Raw genomic sequence first — 13717 nt, 5'->3', positions numbered from 1 at the left:
AGGTATAGCCATGCCACCGTTCCCGCCGTATATCCCCCCCGATTTCACCCGTCCCGACCTGGCAGCCGCCCCTCCGTCCCGCACCGAGAAGGCTCCCCGCGACGGTGTGCTCCCCCCCGGCTTCCACGCCACCTCAAACCACCCGGAGTATGTCCACCTGGGGGGCGGCAGGTGGCTCCTGGCCGTCGAGAGCAGAATGGATGCGGTTCTCGTTCTTGAGGATGAGAGAGTGAGGGTGGTGGAGCCCCGGCTGGTGCGGGAAGGGGAGAGGGTCGTAGTGGGGCGCACGGAGAACGGCGAGGATGGCATCTACGTGCACACCACGGGATTCGATCTGCCGGCGGATGCGTTATCGGGCGACAAGTTCGGCTTCCGGAGCCGCGGCACCCGGGAGACCCCCTTTTCCCGCTCCTATGACGAGCTGTACGACATCCTGCGCCACGACCGCGACAACGGCTCCATCGTCTGGGTGCTGGGGCCCGCCGTGGCCTTTGACCGGGACAGCCGCGACGCCATGGCCAGCCTGATCGGCGCCGGCTACTGCCATGCCCTCCTGGCCGGCAACGCCCTTGCCACCCACGACCTGGAGGCGGCCTTCTTCCACACCGGGCTCGGCCAGGACATCTACACCCAGGCCCTGGTCTCCCGGGGACACTACAACCACCTGGACGTCATCAACGAGGTCCTGCGCCACGGCTCCCTGGAGCGGGCCATCGCCGAACTGGGGACTGGGGACGGGATCATCCGTGCCTGCCTGGAACGCCGGGTGCCGGTGGTCCTTGCGGGCTCCATCCGCGACGACGGGCCGCTCCCCGAGGTCATCACCGACTCCAGCCGGGCCCAGGACGCCATGCGGGTCCACGCACGCCGCGCCACCACCGTCATCGCGCTGGCCACCCAGCTCCACGCCATCGCCGTCGGGAACATGACGCCGGGCTACCGGGTCATGGACGACGGCACGGTGCGGCCGGTCTATTTCTACGTCGTCGACATGTCTGAATTCATCGCCGACAAACTGGCCAACCGGGGCTCCGCCCAGGCCCGGGCCATTTTGACCAACGCCCAGGACTTCATGGTCAATCTCTGGCACAACCTGCGGGGGTGAACACGGGAAATGAAATGGAATCAGCGGGTATTGACCGGCTTAGCCCCTGCTGATGTATAATATGGACAGAAAGGAGGCGGGTTGTATGAGATGCGAATTCAACGACGGACTACGGGTCAGCTATTCCGGAAAGCTTCGGATACATAAGGGCGATGAAGTAAGCGTCGCTCTGGACCGTGACGAAATACCCATGGATATCCAGGATGAGCTACTGGAAGCGGCACTCCATGAAAGCTGCAGTGAAATGCGGGATATTGCCCGGGAAGTAACTGAAACCTTCGGCACCTACGTACCTGAATAAGCACCCGCTGATACTGCCACCCAGCCGCCTTGCAATGAAAGGCGGCTTTCTGCTGCCCCAAATCCCCCCCGCCCGAACAGTCTCTACTGGTTGCTTCTACCCGCCATTGGCCGGCAGCAGAAAACAGAACGTGCTCCCTTCCCCCTGGCGGCTTTCAACCGTAATGCTCCCCCCCATCAACTCAACCAGCCGCTTGCAGATGGAGAGCCCCAATCCCGTTCCTTCGTACTTTCGGCTCAAGCCGGTGTCAATCTGATGGAATGGCTTGAACAGGCGTTCCAGATCCTCTTCCTTGATGCCGATGCCGGAATCGGCGACGCTGGTGACGTACCACTCCGATTCGCGGGAGCAACGCACGCTGATGGTCCCTTGGTCCGTGAACTTGACCGCGTTGCTGAGCAGATTCAGCAGGACCTGTTCCACGCGCCGCTGGTCGCTGACGATGCTTCCCACGTCATCCGCGATTTCCAGGATGAGGTGCAGCCCTTTTTTGTCAACCAGCCCGGCCACCGACTGGGTGACCTTCTGAAGGGACTCCCGCAGTTGGAACGGCTCAGGAGATATCTTCAACTGCCCCGCCTCGATCTTTGAGATATCGAGAACGTCGCTGATTAGGGAAAGCAGGTGGTTGGCGCTATGCCGGACCATGGTCAGCTGCTTGGCCTGTTCGTCATTGATGGGGCCCCCCAGCCCCTGCAGAAGGATGCCGGTAAAGCCGATGATGGAGTTGAGAGGGGTTCGCAGTTCATGGGACATGGTGGCAAGAAAAGCAGATTTCAGCTGGTCGGCCGCCTCGGCCCGCTCCTTGGCGACGGCAAGCTCGGCAGTTCGCTCCTTGACGAGATCCTCCAGGTTCTCCCGGTACTTCTGCAACTCTGCCTCGGCCACTTTGCGCTCGGCCAGCTCCTGCTCCAGTTGCCCGGTGCGAAGCCTGACGGTCCGCCGGAGCGTGCGGTTCCACAGGATGAACCCCGTCACCGTCATAATGACCACCACCCCCAACACCAGGCTCGAAACTTGCAGCCAAAGAGGCAGTTTGAACTGTACGTCTTCCGAGGTCCATCGTTTCAGTGATGCATAGTAGGCCGACCGGGGATCCCTTTTCAGCCCCGAGAGATGGCGGTCGATGGTGTCCAGCAGTTGGCGGGAGGCGTTCTGGGGCGCGGCAAAAAAGAAGGGAGCGGGGTCGAACATGATCGGCGTATCTTCCAGCCCGGACTCTCGCGCATGCATCAAGCCGTAGAAACGGTTGGTGACGCCGGCATCGACCGTGCCCTTGGCAATCATGTCAAACTCTGCTTTATAGTCCGGCACGGGAACGAGGATGATCTTCAACCCGAAGCTGCTTGCGAGCCTCTTGAAGGTTTCGAGCTGGATCGTCTGCTCCAGGGCGGCAACCCGCTTCCCGTTCAGGTCCAGGATCGATTGGATGCCGCTCCCCTTGCGGGCATACACTTGGGACCAGCCGGTGAGGACCGGAATCTTGTGGAAGGAGTATAATTTTTCCCGATCAGCCGTATATGCCACGTCAGGCATGAGGTCGATCTCCCCTTTCGCGAGCCGATCCAATCCTTCCGCCCAGGTGCCGTGCACATACCGCAGGGTCCACCCCTCGGTTTTCGCGATGTGCTCGATAATATCGATAAAGATGCCCGACGGCGTGCCGGATTCGTCAGTGAAGATCTTGGGGGAGTTTTCATAGACGCCGACGTTCACGACCCCGACATCGGCTCCGGCAGTGGGAATTGCGAGAGTTGAAAACGTGAACAGGGCCAAGAGGATCGCCAGGAGATGGCGTCCACATACGGCAGCGCTTCTTGTCAAAATCATATACACCCCGCTAATGAGCAATTGCCAAAAAACCGACATACGGTAAGATACAGCGAGCAATAGATCAAGCCCAAAGGACTGTATCGTGAACAACAAAATTCTCATCATCGAAGACAACGAGCAAAACCTCTATCTTCTGTCGTTCATCCTTGAGAAGCACGGTTACGAAGTCTTCGCCGCCATGGACGGGTTCGAGGGGATCGCCCTTGCCGACAGTGTCCGGCCAACCCTCATATTGCTGGATATCCAGCTCCCCGAAATGGACGGCTACGACGTGGCGCGCAAACTCAGGACCAATCCTTCCCTGGCCGATGTCCCCATAGTTGCCGTCACGTCATACGCCATGGCCGGAGACCGGGAAAAGGCCCTGGTCGCCGGATGCAGCGGCTATATCGAGAAGCCGATCAATCCCGACACCTTCATGCAGCAGGTCAAGGAGCACTTGCCGGCCTAACTGTCCACAGGAGAGAAGGCATGACTCGAATCCTGATCGTCGATGACAACGAGCAGAACCTCTACATGCTGGAGGTTTTACTCTCCGCCCATGGTTTTCAGGCACTCTCAGCGGCAAACGGAGCCGAAGCGCTGGCACTGGCCCAGGCCTCCCTCCCCGATCTCATCATCAGCGACATCCTCATGCCGGTCATGGATGGGTACGCATTCTGTCGCGAATGCAAGAAAACGGCCCAGCTGAAGGATGTTCCGTTCATATTCTACACCGCCACCTTCACCGAGGAAGAGGACGAGAAACTTGCCCTGAGCCTCGGCGCCGACCGCTTTCTCCTCAAGCCCCAGGAGCCGGATGAGATGATGCGGATTGTCCGCGAGCTGCTCGCCGTGCCGCGGCCTGGAACCGGCCTTGAGCCGGCGGAGAAGGGCCAGGAGCAGGCTGGACACCTCCAGGAGTATGGCGAAGCGCTGTTCCGGAAGCTGGAAAAAAAGATGGCAGACCTGGAGCAGGCCAACCGGGCGCTGGAACACGAAATCGAAGGGCGCAAAAAGGCCGAACAAGAGCTTCAGCAAGTGAACCGTACCCTCGAAGAACGGGTCGCCGAGCGCACTGCCCTGCTGGCAGCGGCGAACGGGCGCTTGCAGGAGGAAGTCCAGCGCTCCAGGCAGGCCCAGGACGAGATCGCCCTGCTGAACGGCGTTCTGGTGAGGCGGACCGAATCGCTGGAGAGCCTGAACCGGGAACTGGAGGCTTTCAGCTCGGCGGTGACCCATGACCTCCAGGCGCCGCTCCGGAGCATCATCGGGTACGCCAGCATCGTGCGCGAGGAGTGCGAGAACGCGGTCGACGGGTCGGTGCTGGAATATATCGGCAGAATCGAGCGGAGCGTCAACAGGATGAACGAGCTGATCGAGGCGCTGCGGGGGCTGTCACAGGCCAGCTCTGCGGCGTTGCATCCCGACACCGTCAACCTGAGCACCATCGTCCGGGAGATCATCTCCGCCCTGCAGGAAGCGGACTCGGAGCGCCGCGTGACGTTAGTCATAGCCGACGACGTGACCGCGGAGGCGGACAGGCCGCTGATCACATCGGTCATCGACAACCTGCTCAACAACGCCTGGAAGTACAGCCGGCAGAATGAAACGGCGCGGATAGAATTCGGCGCTCTCGAGGAAAACCAGGAGCACGTCTATTTCGTCAGGGATAACGGCGCAGGCTTTGACATGAAGTACGCCTCGAAGCTCTTTTCCCCCTTCCAGCGCCTGCATCGGCAGGACGAGTTCGAAGGAACGGGGGTCGGGCTGGCAACCGTCCAGCGGATCATCCACCGCCACGGCGGCAGGATCTGGGCGGAAGCAAAGGTGGCTGAAGGGGCAACGTTCTATTTCACCCTCGGTCGGGCAATGCGTGGTTAACCGGTTGCCCTCTCTCCCTCGGTTCTTCTGAATTTTCCGCCACCGGTGGCGAATCGGCTCGCCACCCTTTCCCTATTTACTCACCTTTCCCTCCTTGTTCTTTCCTTGATACCGCCTTGATTCTAAGAATTTATTTAGTAATCTTAACCAGTATGAACTCACATTATTCTTCAGGAATTGGGGCCCCACCGTGCGCGACCCTCACATGCGCGAAGAAACCTCCAAGTTCTCGGATCTGATACGGCGGCTCGCCAACGGGATCCTCGTTATCAATCTGCTCATCTATGCCTGCGCCGCGTTCTACCTCTATCGCAGCCGGAACGATCACCAGAAGGAAAACACCGTCGCGGTCCAGAATCTGGCAAGTGTCATCGAAGACAGTATCGCGGGAACCATAGAAAAGATAAACCTCTCCCTCTTTTCAGTGAAGGACGAAGTTGAAGACCAACTTGCTGCCGGCGGCATCGACAGAGCGTTGCTCAATCGAAGCATCGCCAAAATCCACTCCCGTATCCCGCAGTTCGCGGAGCTGTATGTAACCAATGCAGCAGGGGATGTGCTCTACGCCAGTACCGTGTTTAATCGGGCCAATCTTGCGGATCGGGATTATTTCGCGGAGCTCCGGGACAATCCCAAGGCGGGGCTGGTATTCGGAAGCCCCCTAGTGGGGCGCCTTTCCGGCGTATGGGTGCTGAACATGGCCCGACGCCTGAACAACAGGGACGGTTCCTTTGCCGGAATCGTCGTTGCGCCGATTACCGTCGAGCACTTCCAACAGGCTTTTTCCCACGTGGATGTCGGCAAATCCGGCGCCATAGCGCTTCGTAACGGAGCGCTTGAACTCATCGCCCGGCATCCCGACATCAAGGGAATGAACAGGAAGAAGGTTTCCGGAACATTACGGGAATTGGTCGTATCGGGGAGGAAGGAGGCAACCTACCAGACCCGTACCCCCGTAGACAATATCGAGCGTCTCTATGCCTTCCACAAGATAGGCGACTATCCTCTCTATCTGAACGTGGGGAAAGCCACGAGCGAGTACATGGCGGGCTGGCGCAAGGAATCGGCCATCGTGTCGGCGTTTCTGCTGCTCTTCTCCCTTGGCACGTTCATCTATTCCAGGGCGTTGATGCTCCGGTGGCGAAGCGAAATCAAGGCGAAGGAAGACCTGCGCGGGGCAAACGAGGAGCTGGAAAACCGCGTTCAGGAGCGGACAGCCGCCCTATCCGTCGCCAACGGGCAGCTCGCGACAGACCTTGCGGAAATACGGCGGATCGAAGCGGAGGTGCGCGCCATATCGCGCTACACCAGGAGCCTGATCGAGGCGAGCATCGACCCGCTGGTGACAATCGGCCCCGACGGCAGGATCACCGATGTGAATGCGGCCACGGAGAAAATCACCGGCCACCCACGAGCAGAGCTGATAAACACCGATTTCTCGGATTACTTCACCAATCCGGAACTGGCCCGGGCAGGGTACCGCCAGGTATTCCGCGACGGGCAGGTGCGGGACTATCCCCTGGAGATCAGGCATCGGGGCGGCCACACCACGCCGGTCCTCTACAACGCCTCTCTCTTCCAGGACGAGAACGGAACGACCATCGGCATCTTCGCTGCCGCCCGTGATATCACGGAACGACAACGGTTGGAGGAGAACCTCCGGGCGCTGAACGAGGAGCTGGACCAGCGGGTGGCGCTTCGGACCGCCGAGCTGGAGCGGGTCAACAGGGAACTGGAGTCCTTCTGCTACTCCATTTCCCACGAGCTGAAGGCTCCGCTCGCCCGCCTCGAAGGGTTGAGCGAGGCGCTGACGGAATCGGTCGCCGAGACGGATTTCGATGAATCGAGACGCCTCGCGGAACGGATCAGCGTGGCAAGCCGGTGCCTGAGGAGCGTCATCGACAACCTCCTGCTGATAACCCGGCTTTCGCATGTCCCGCTGCACATCGAATCGGTCGACCTCTCCGAGCTGGCCCGGCGGATCATGGCAAAACTGTTGGATGGAGAAAAAGAGCGGAGCCTGCTGGTAACGATTGCGCCCGGCATCGTCGCTGCCGGTGACCGTAGTCTCTTGACCATCCTCCTGGAACAGCTCCTCGGCAATGCCGTGAAATATACCGTCCATACTCCCGACGCAAAGGTCGAATTCGGCGAGACGTGGCACTCCGGCGACAAGGCATGTTTTGTACGGGACAACGGGGTGGGATTCAACATGGCATTTGCCGGCAAGCTGTTCCAGCCGTTCTGCCGCCTCCACCAAGAGGACGAATTCGAAGGGAGCGGCATCGGGCTTTCGGTCGCGCAGCGGATTATCGAACGCCAGAACGGAAGGATCTGGGCCGAGGCCAAGGAAGGCGAAGGCGCGACGTTCTATTTCAACCTCCCCCCTCCTGCATCCGAGGCTTTTTTCAACGAACCAGACACCAGCTTTGAACGGATCATCGACGAGAAAACGGCGGAAATTCGGGCAACCGGGCTCACTGCCATCGAAACGCTTGCCATCCTGGCGGATAACAACGACAAGACTGCGGGGGAACACCTCAGCCGGGTTCGATATTACGCCGGCATGCTTGCACAACGGCTCTCACAGACGCCGAAATTCCAAGCCTACCTCTCCTCCAAACCCAATTATGCCGAAGATCTTTCATCGGCATCCCTCCTTCATGACATCGGCAAAATTGCCATCCCCCGCCACCTCCTGACAAAGCCGGGCAGATATACCCCAGAAGAATTCGAGCAGATGAAAATCCATACCCTTGTTGCCGGGGACATTCTCGGCCGCGGGAACAGCTCCATCGTCACCAGGTTCGGAAGAGACAGCTATCTGGCGCTTGCGCGGGACATCGCCTTTTATCACCACGAAAGATGGGACGGATCAGGGTACCCGAAAGGCCTTAAAGGCGAGGAAATCCCCCTTTCGGCACGGATAGTGGCCCTGGTCGACACCTATGACGCCCTGCGGTCGGAGCGGCCCTACAAAAGCGCCTGGCCCCATGAAAAGGCAGTCGCGGCAATAGCCGGCGAAAGGAACTCCCATTTCGACCCCGATGTGGTGGATGCGTTTCTGGAGATTCAGGATGAGTTCAAGAGGATTGCCGATATGGACGAAGCCTGATATTGCCCCGCCCATGCCGCTCAACGCTAGACTGACCGGCCGGTTCTAGGGCCGGCCCAGCCATGAGTTGAGAAATCATCTACATAATTTTTTGGATTTTGGAGACGCGACCCCTTAGCCTTCCCCTTTTTTGGCGGGGGCTGCCGCGGTCAGTGCGGAGCATCATCGAGATGCCCTTCCCAGGAATTGGCCGACTATCTCACCGGCACAGGCATCGGCATCCTCCTGGAACAGGGTCTTCAGCAGGGCTCCCTGGTTGGCCATCATCTCGTCTATGGTGGGAGCAGACTTCGGATCATGCTTTTTGAAGCCGCATTCTCCTTCCCACAGCACCTTTCCATCTTCGACTCTTATCAGGCGGGACCGCGCACGGAAAGAGTCCAGATAGCGCTTCGGATCCTTGGGGTTTGAGGCGAGCACCCAGGTGATGGTCTTAAAGTCCATCATCATGTCACTGTCCAATTTCTGCTTCAAGTTTCCCAGATCGTCTTCTGGCAACTGTGAATCGTACGGCTGGATGTTTCGGAAGTTTTCCCTCGCGAGCAGATCAATCGACCTCGATTTCACACGGAGAACCGGGTCTTGCAGGCCGAACCCTTGAATCAGCTTGTCCCCCAGTGCCTGCGCCGACCGAATGTCGGACCAAGCACCGGTAAATAAACCCACGGGGCCGAAGTACTTCCCGATTGCCTCGCCTTTAAAACCCTCTTCGGGGAAAAAGGTGAATGCCAGACGCGGAGGGTTATGTACCGCATGAATCTTTGGGCATTGGCCGATCTTTTTCAGCTCTTCACTGGGCAAAACACTGGGGGTGCAACTGCAGATCATTGTGGATGTGGCAATCAGAAAGCAGATGACTCTGAAACGGGCCGGAATGAGCATTATCTATACCTCCTGCACTATGTTTTCCTACGGCTGTCCTTTCAATAACGCCTTGAGGGTGTGCAGCTTGACTGCACCACCACCCGATGGTTGGCCCCTTCTGTATTCTCTGCATTAAGCGGACGGTAGAGCCGCGAATTGTTTACTGGTCTGGAACAGGAGGCCTATTCAGAACATTGATCACGTCCGTAGCAATGAAAATTCGGTCCCGTTTGCGTTCAGTATGCGGCGCGACGACCCCCTTCTCTCGCATGATGTTCAAAGCGGCATTTGCCGTCGGGAATGAGGTGTTGAACGCCTCCTGGATTGAGCGGACCGTGACAACCGGGTGAGCGATGAGGTATTCAGGGAGTCGGTGGAGCAGGGCGTCGCTCCGGACGTTGCTGGTGCGAATGAGCGTCTTCCACTGATCAAGAAGGGCGGTCAAACGTTCCGCTGTTTGTATTGTCTCTCGTGCGGCCACCTGCACCCCCTCGGCGAGGAACCGGACCCAGGGTACCCATTCTCCACGCAACTGCACCGCGCCCAAAGTGTCGTAATATTCCTGCTGGTTTTCTTTGAGAAATCCGGCCAGGTAAACCGGCGGATAGCCTTCGGCAAACAGCATGAGCGGTAAAAGGAGCCTACCTACGCGGCCATTACCATCTATGAAGGGGTGGATCGTCTCGAACTGCGCGTGGACTATCGCCATGCGGATGACGATAGATATCTCCGTTTGGTCTTCCTCTGACGGAGCATAGCGCAGCAACTCCTCCAGGTCTGTAATGCAATCTCCAAGATATTCATGAGGGGGCGGGACGAATTTCGCATCGTAGATGTTTCTATGGCCGCCGATCCAGTTCTGTCTTTGCCGGAACTCGCCGGGCGTGTCCTTGTAGTCGGTCCCCTCCATAAGGTGACAGTGGAGCATCTCAATCAGTGTGCGGTCCAAAGCGGCGGACCCTCTGATGGCCACCTGTTGTAAGCCGTATTGCAATGCCTTGACGTAGTTGAGGGTCACCATAACGTCCCGTGGAAGTCCGTCGTCGCTGCCGGTCGCCTCATACTCAAGAACCTGGTCGACGTCCGAGGACGTTCCCTCAATCTGGCTGCTTCGGACGGCCTCCCGACGGTCGAGCGTCCTCGTGACAAGGTTCGGGTTGGGAAGACGGGAAGTGGAGGCCTGCACTGCTCCAAGCGCCTCGTGCGCCTTGACTACATCGCCGAAAACTTCCTTCAGTCCGAGTGTGCGAGGGGCAGGAGGGGGTACAAGCGCGGAAGCACCTGGATACTCCTTCAGGGCGACAAGCAGCTTTTGCCGGTCGGGGCTCAAATCTGAAGTTTTCATGGACACAATCCTTTAATAACGCTCGACGCTATTAAAATATATTCTGATTACCTTTAATAAGCAAGCGTGCTATTAAAGGATCGGCTTCAGAATAGACAAGGCGGGATGTCTTGTTGAGGCAGACTGGGCATGAGTTTCTGTGATCAAGCATGGTTTCTCGTGTTTTTTTCGGCCAACGGCGCGGGGGCGCAGCAGCGGAGCGTCAGCGGAGACTGCTGCCGCCTCCTGGTTGAAAGCTTCGGATTTATCTCTTGCAACCCACAGGGTTACAGTTTATATTTCTCCTATGATCATAAGCTTCCGGCACAAGGGCTTGAAAAATTTCTTCGAGACGGGCAACAAAGCCGGAATACAAGCAAAACATGCTGACCGATTACGGCTCATTTTGGCGAGACTTAACGTCGCAGCCGAACCGAAGGATATGAACTTGCCTGGTTTGCGCCTGCATAAGCTGGAAGGCGAGTATGCAGGTTTCTGGGCTGTAGACGTCAGCGGTAATTGGCGGTTGATTTTTCAGTTCGAGGGGCATGACATTATTTTGGTCGATTACCTCGACTACCACTAAGGAGCTTCATTATGATGCACAATCCGCCACACCCAGGTGAAATCATCCGCGAACTCTGCCTCAAACCACTTGGTGTTTCGGTTTCTGAAGCGTCTAGGGCACTTGGAGTCAGCCGAAAGGCGCTATCTGAGCTTTTGAATGGTCATACTGGGGTTTCGCCTGAGATGGCCATTAGGCTATCTATAGCCTTCGATACAACTCCTGAAAGCTGGCTTGCACAGCAGACTCAGTATGACTTATGGAAAGCTTGGGCGAAACGAAAGGACCTTAAAGTCGAGCGTCTGAAAGCTGCCTGAAACCTGCAGTGCATCTTTTCTCTCGTCTTTTCTTCGGCTTTTCCTCCGTTTTTTGATTTTCTCTCGCCTTTGTCAGCTTTTACCAGATTGTTGCCGTTTCCTCGTCATTTCTGTATTCCCGCTTCCTTGTTTCTACTGAATGCCAATTTGGCAGGTTCAGCCTGTCCCGCCAATTTCGGGGACCTGCACGGATTCGTGATTCGGCCTTTTTCTCTTTTAATCTTTCAACGGGGGCTGAGGCTGACCCGCCCTCGGCGGTTCTTGCCGATGGTTGGGACCGCGCTTTCAAAATCCTTTACTTTTATAACATGCGTGGTATATTTGAGTCATGGTTTTCCGACTTTCATATTACAATGAAACTGTCGAGGCGGAGCTTGATGCGTGGCCTGTTGGCTTGCGTGCTCGATTTCGAGCATTGACTATACGCATGGAAGAATACGGCCCCAACTTGGGAATGCCGCATACACGCGCGCTTGGTAATGGCCTTTTTGAGATCCGCGCCAAGGCAGAAGAAGGAATTGGAAGAGCGCTTTTCTGCACCATGGTCGGAAGGAAGATCGTTATTCTTCACAGTTTCATCAAAAAGACGGACAAAACTCCAAAACGGGAACTCGATATAGCGCTCACTCGGCAGAAGGAGGTAATCAGTCATGAGCTATAAACCGGTTTCGTACCACCCCAAGAAAAAATTGGAGAATGAGCTTCAAGACCCCGATTTCAAGAAAGCATGGGAAGCCTTGGATGATGAATTTGCCGCTCTGGATGCCCTGCTAGCGGCGCGGCGTCAGGCTGGGATGACCCAAGAGCAAGTGGCGGCCAAAATGGGAGTTTCTCAGCCCTCATTGGCAAGAGTAGAAGCGTCACTCGGTTCTCGCCGCCATTCTCCCTCCCTGGAGATGCTCCGCAAGTATGCTGCCGCTGTTAACTGCAAACTGGAGATTAAGCTGGTACCGCAGCGTTCATGACTTGTTTGAGAGGTTTAACCCGGCACTTGGATTTCTGAGTTAATCATTTTGGCGTCTGCGACGCACCTCTGTAGCAGTGCCTCAGGATCAAACCCCGTCACTGATACTAGCCGGCCCCATAGATCCATTCCTTCCACCTGGTAGCAACCAGCCGAAGTTTCTTCACAGCGGAAGAACCATCCTGCTGCCAAATCGGCTAAAGGATATTCTCGTTGAAGTTCAACTTCATTCAGTGCTTTTTTCGCATTTTTCATATTTTGTCTTTCCATCAACGGCTGAGAGCTGACCGGCCGCATTTGTTTTTGGGCCGGTCTAGCGCTTAGTTGAGCATTTTTTTACTCTGGAAACCACCAACTTTCAAAGTGTACGGCATGTTCCTTCTGTCTGTTGTCGATGATCACTACGTCACATGTGTAGGGGTTCTCAATGATTTTTGGGTCGCGTGGGTATGGTCGAGTGATTTTTAAATCATATTTAAAGGTCATCTTTGCCGAAACTATCAAATCAATATCTGAGCCACTTCTATTGACGAAATCAGCGAAAGTCTTGCAGTACCATTCAACTGATTCTTTGACTGGTGCAACTAACAGCTCTGATGGCTCCGCAGTTCCGGCCAGAAAATCAACTTCCAATTTGTCTTTACCTGTAATTCTGGCCGCACGGAGGATATGTCCCAAGACATAATCTGTACCGTGATAGTTCATAAGGCTCGTGAAGGAATGGCCCAAGTTGTGCGCTATGCTTTTGATGACTTTATAGCTTTTCATTTTCTTTCATTTCTTCCGCTCAACGTGTCGCGGCGTGACCTGCGCGGCGGTTTCTTGCCGCGTCAGTGTCTACGCCGCTGTTAGGTCTTAGTCACTCATCCAAGTGCGACGAAAATGTCCAAGCTTTTTGTCCCACCAAAAAAATGAATTTGCGCTCTCAAAGAGATAGAAGTCTATTGCTGGGACTCTTAGCTTAAGAGTCTCAGTTTCATCTTTGTCGCACTCCCAATAACCCTTGCCGCAAGCCGTCTTGTAGGTGCCTGGCTCGGCTATGTCTAGTCCCATTCTCTGCGGTGGGGTTTCTCCATTGTCCTCATCAAGTTTGAGGACTTTAGGTGGGCTTTTCTTTTTGTTCAGGTTTACGAATAGCGCCCAGCTCTTGCCGTTCACAGCTAGGGCAATGTAAGCATCATCAGGAATTCCGTCCCCGTTGAAGTCCGCTTGGGCTAAATATGGGTGAGGGTTGTCTTTTCGGAATTCTGCCCAGTCCCCAGACATATCTTTTTCAGTTGGTAAGCGCCACCCTTTGGGGACGTGGACATCTGAGGCAGCAACGGTATTGGCAGCAAGAAGGATAAGGAAAATGCAGAGTTGTATTCTCATTCTCATTTTTGTCTACCTAACGGCTTGAGGGTCTGCTGTGGAGCGTAGCGGAAACAGCAGCACCCGAGTGTTATACAGTTTCATCTCAACTGTTG

At 56.3% G+C, this 13717-nt stretch carries 15 protein-coding genes; 9 read left to right on the top strand and 6 right to left on the bottom strand.

The window, feature by feature from the left end:
* The first annotated feature begins 10 nt into the window (after window positions 1-10).
* Together KI811_RS12015 and KI811_RS12010 are read left to right on the top strand one after the other, a co-directional pair.
* Complete coding sequence (locus KI811_RS12015; RefSeq protein ID WP_214186723.1) at window positions 11-1105, top strand: putative NPN-dependent ornithine cyclodeaminase; 1095 nt, start codon at window positions 11-13, stop codon at window positions 1103-1105.
* An 85-nt stretch (window positions 1106-1190) separates the two neighbouring features.
* Window positions 1191-1406, top strand: coding sequence for a hypothetical protein (locus KI811_RS12010; RefSeq protein WP_214186722.1), 216 nt, complete (start codon window positions 1191-1193; stop codon window positions 1404-1406).
* 96 nt (window positions 1407-1502) lie between these two features.
* On the opposite strand, the gene KI811_RS12005 is transcribed toward KI811_RS12010, so the two are convergent.
* The gene (locus KI811_RS12005) at window positions 1503-3236 is read right to left on the bottom strand and encodes an ATP-binding protein (protein ID WP_214186721.1); all 1734 of its coding nucleotides are present in this window, start codon (window positions 3234-3236) and stop codon (window positions 1503-1505) included.
* Between the two features lie 85 nt (window positions 3237-3321).
* On the opposite strand from KI811_RS12005, the gene KI811_RS12000 reads away from it, so the two are divergent.
* The 3 genes from KI811_RS12000 (at window position 3322) to KI811_RS11990 (ending at window position 8217) form a co-directional block, all read left to right on the top strand.
* Complete coding sequence (locus KI811_RS12000) at window positions 3322-3690, top strand: response regulator (protein WP_214186720.1); 369 nt, start codon at window positions 3322-3324, stop codon at window positions 3688-3690.
* A gap of 20 nt (window positions 3691-3710) precedes the next feature.
* On the top strand, window positions 3711-5102 hold the full coding sequence (locus tag KI811_RS11995) for a sensor histidine kinase (RefSeq protein WP_214186719.1): 1392 nt from the start codon (window positions 3711-3713) through the stop codon (window positions 5100-5102).
* 190 nt (window positions 5103-5292) lie between these two features.
* Complete coding sequence (locus tag KI811_RS11990) at window positions 5293-8217, top strand: HD domain-containing phosphohydrolase (protein ID WP_214186718.1); 2925 nt, start codon at window positions 5293-5295, stop codon at window positions 8215-8217.
* A gap of 162 nt (window positions 8218-8379) precedes the next feature.
* Here KI811_RS11990 and KI811_RS11985 read toward each other — a convergent pair whose 3' ends face one another.
* Entirely contained in the window at window positions 8380-9099 is a 720-nt protein-coding gene (locus KI811_RS11985; protein ID WP_214186717.1) for a hypothetical protein, read from the bottom strand.
* Window positions 9100-9241: 142 nt separating this feature from the next.
* Entirely contained in the window at window positions 9242-10426 is a 1185-nt protein-coding gene (locus KI811_RS11980; RefSeq protein ID WP_214186716.1) for a Fic family protein, read from the bottom strand.
* A 139-nt stretch (window positions 10427-10565) separates the two neighbouring features.
* Here KI811_RS11980 and KI811_RS11975 point away from each other — a divergent pair, with 139 nt between their 5' ends.
* The 4 genes from KI811_RS11975 to KI811_RS11960 all read left to right on the top strand — a co-directional run bounded on the left by KI811_RS11975 (window position 10566) and on the right by KI811_RS11960 (window position 12252).
* Window positions 10566-10991 carry a type II toxin-antitoxin system RelE/ParE family toxin gene (locus KI811_RS11975; RefSeq protein ID WP_281874630.1) on the top strand — a complete coding sequence of 142 codons (426 nt, stop codon included), beginning with the start codon at window positions 10566-10568 and terminating at the stop codon, window positions 10989-10991.
* A gap of 11 nt (window positions 10992-11002) precedes the next feature.
* Window positions 11003-11287 carry a HigA family addiction module antitoxin gene (locus tag KI811_RS11970; RefSeq protein ID WP_214186715.1) on the top strand — a complete coding sequence of 95 codons (285 nt, stop codon included), beginning with the start codon at window positions 11003-11005 and terminating at the stop codon, window positions 11285-11287.
* 328 nt (window positions 11288-11615) lie between these two features.
* Entirely contained in the window at window positions 11616-11948 is a 333-nt protein-coding gene (locus tag KI811_RS11965; protein WP_214186714.1) for a type II toxin-antitoxin system RelE/ParE family toxin, read from the top strand.
* Window positions 11938-12252, top strand: a complete 315-nt coding sequence (locus KI811_RS11960) for a helix-turn-helix transcriptional regulator (protein ID WP_214186713.1) — start codon at window positions 11938-11940, stop codon at window positions 12250-12252. The genes KI811_RS11965 and KI811_RS11960 overlap by 11 nt, the downstream gene beginning before the upstream one ends.
* 14 nt (window positions 12253-12266) lie before the next feature.
* Here KI811_RS11960 and KI811_RS11955 read toward each other — a convergent pair whose 3' ends face one another.
* The 3 genes from KI811_RS11955 to KI811_RS11945 form a co-directional block, all read right to left on the bottom strand.
* Window positions 12267-12506, bottom strand: coding sequence for a hypothetical protein (locus tag KI811_RS11955; RefSeq protein WP_214186712.1), 240 nt, complete (start codon window positions 12504-12506; stop codon window positions 12267-12269).
* An 81-nt stretch (window positions 12507-12587) separates the two neighbouring features.
* On the bottom strand, window positions 12588-13019 hold the full coding sequence (locus tag KI811_RS11950) for a hypothetical protein (RefSeq protein WP_214186711.1): 432 nt from the start codon (window positions 13017-13019) through the stop codon (window positions 12588-12590).
* A gap of 87 nt (window positions 13020-13106) precedes the next feature.
* A complete protein-coding gene (locus KI811_RS11945; protein WP_214186710.1) occupies window positions 13107-13628 on the bottom strand; it encodes a hypothetical protein in 522 nt (173 codons plus the stop codon).
* Between the last annotated feature and the right edge of the window lie 89 nt (window positions 13629-13717).

Origin of the sequence: Geobacter hydrogenophilus, assembly GCF_018501225.1 — a bacterium.
GTDB lineage: Bacteria > Desulfobacterota > Desulfuromonadia > Geobacterales > Geobacteraceae > Geobacter > Geobacter hydrogenophilus.
This window is presented reverse-complemented; position numbering and strand designations above follow the sequence as displayed.

Bases quoted from the DNA above. Each gene is read 5' to 3' on its own strand.
- KI811_RS11970 (WP_214186715.1), top strand. From the start codon at position 11,003: ATGATGCACAATCCGCCACACCCAGGTGAAATCATCCGCGAACTCTGC.
- KI811_RS11960 (WP_214186713.1), top strand. From the start codon at position 11,938: ATGAGCTATAAACCGGTTTCGTACCACCCCAAGAAAAAATTGGAGAAT.
- KI811_RS11955 (WP_214186712.1), bottom strand. From the start codon at position 12,506: ATGAAAAATGCGAAAAAAGCACTGAATGAAGTTGAACTTCAACGAGAA.
- KI811_RS12005 (WP_214186721.1), bottom strand. From the start codon at position 3,236: ATGATTTTGACAAGAAGCGCTGCCGTATGTGGACGCCATCTCCTGGCG.
- KI811_RS12010 (WP_214186722.1), top strand. From the start codon at position 1,191: ATGAGATGCGAATTCAACGACGGACTACGGGTCAGCTATTCCGGAAAG.
- KI811_RS11995 (WP_214186719.1), top strand. From the start codon at position 3,711: ATGACTCGAATCCTGATCGTCGATGACAACGAGCAGAACCTCTACATG.
- KI811_RS11945 (WP_214186710.1), bottom strand. From the start codon at position 13,628: ATGAGAATGAGAATACAACTCTGCATTTTCCTTATCCTTCTTGCTGCC.
- KI811_RS11950 (WP_214186711.1), bottom strand. From the start codon at position 13,019: ATGAAAAGCTATAAAGTCATCAAAAGCATAGCGCACAACTTGGGCCAT.
- KI811_RS11985 (WP_214186717.1), bottom strand. From the start codon at position 9,099: ATGCTCATTCCGGCCCGTTTCAGAGTCATCTGCTTTCTGATTGCCACA.
- KI811_RS11965 (WP_214186714.1), top strand. From the start codon at position 11,616: ATGGTTTTCCGACTTTCATATTACAATGAAACTGTCGAGGCGGAGCTT.
- KI811_RS12015 (WP_214186723.1), top strand. From the start codon at position 11: ATGCCACCGTTCCCGCCGTATATCCCCCCCGATTTCACCCGTCCCGAC.
- KI811_RS11980 (WP_214186716.1), bottom strand. From the start codon at position 10,426: ATGAAAACTTCAGATTTGAGCCCCGACCGGCAAAAGCTGCTTGTCGCC.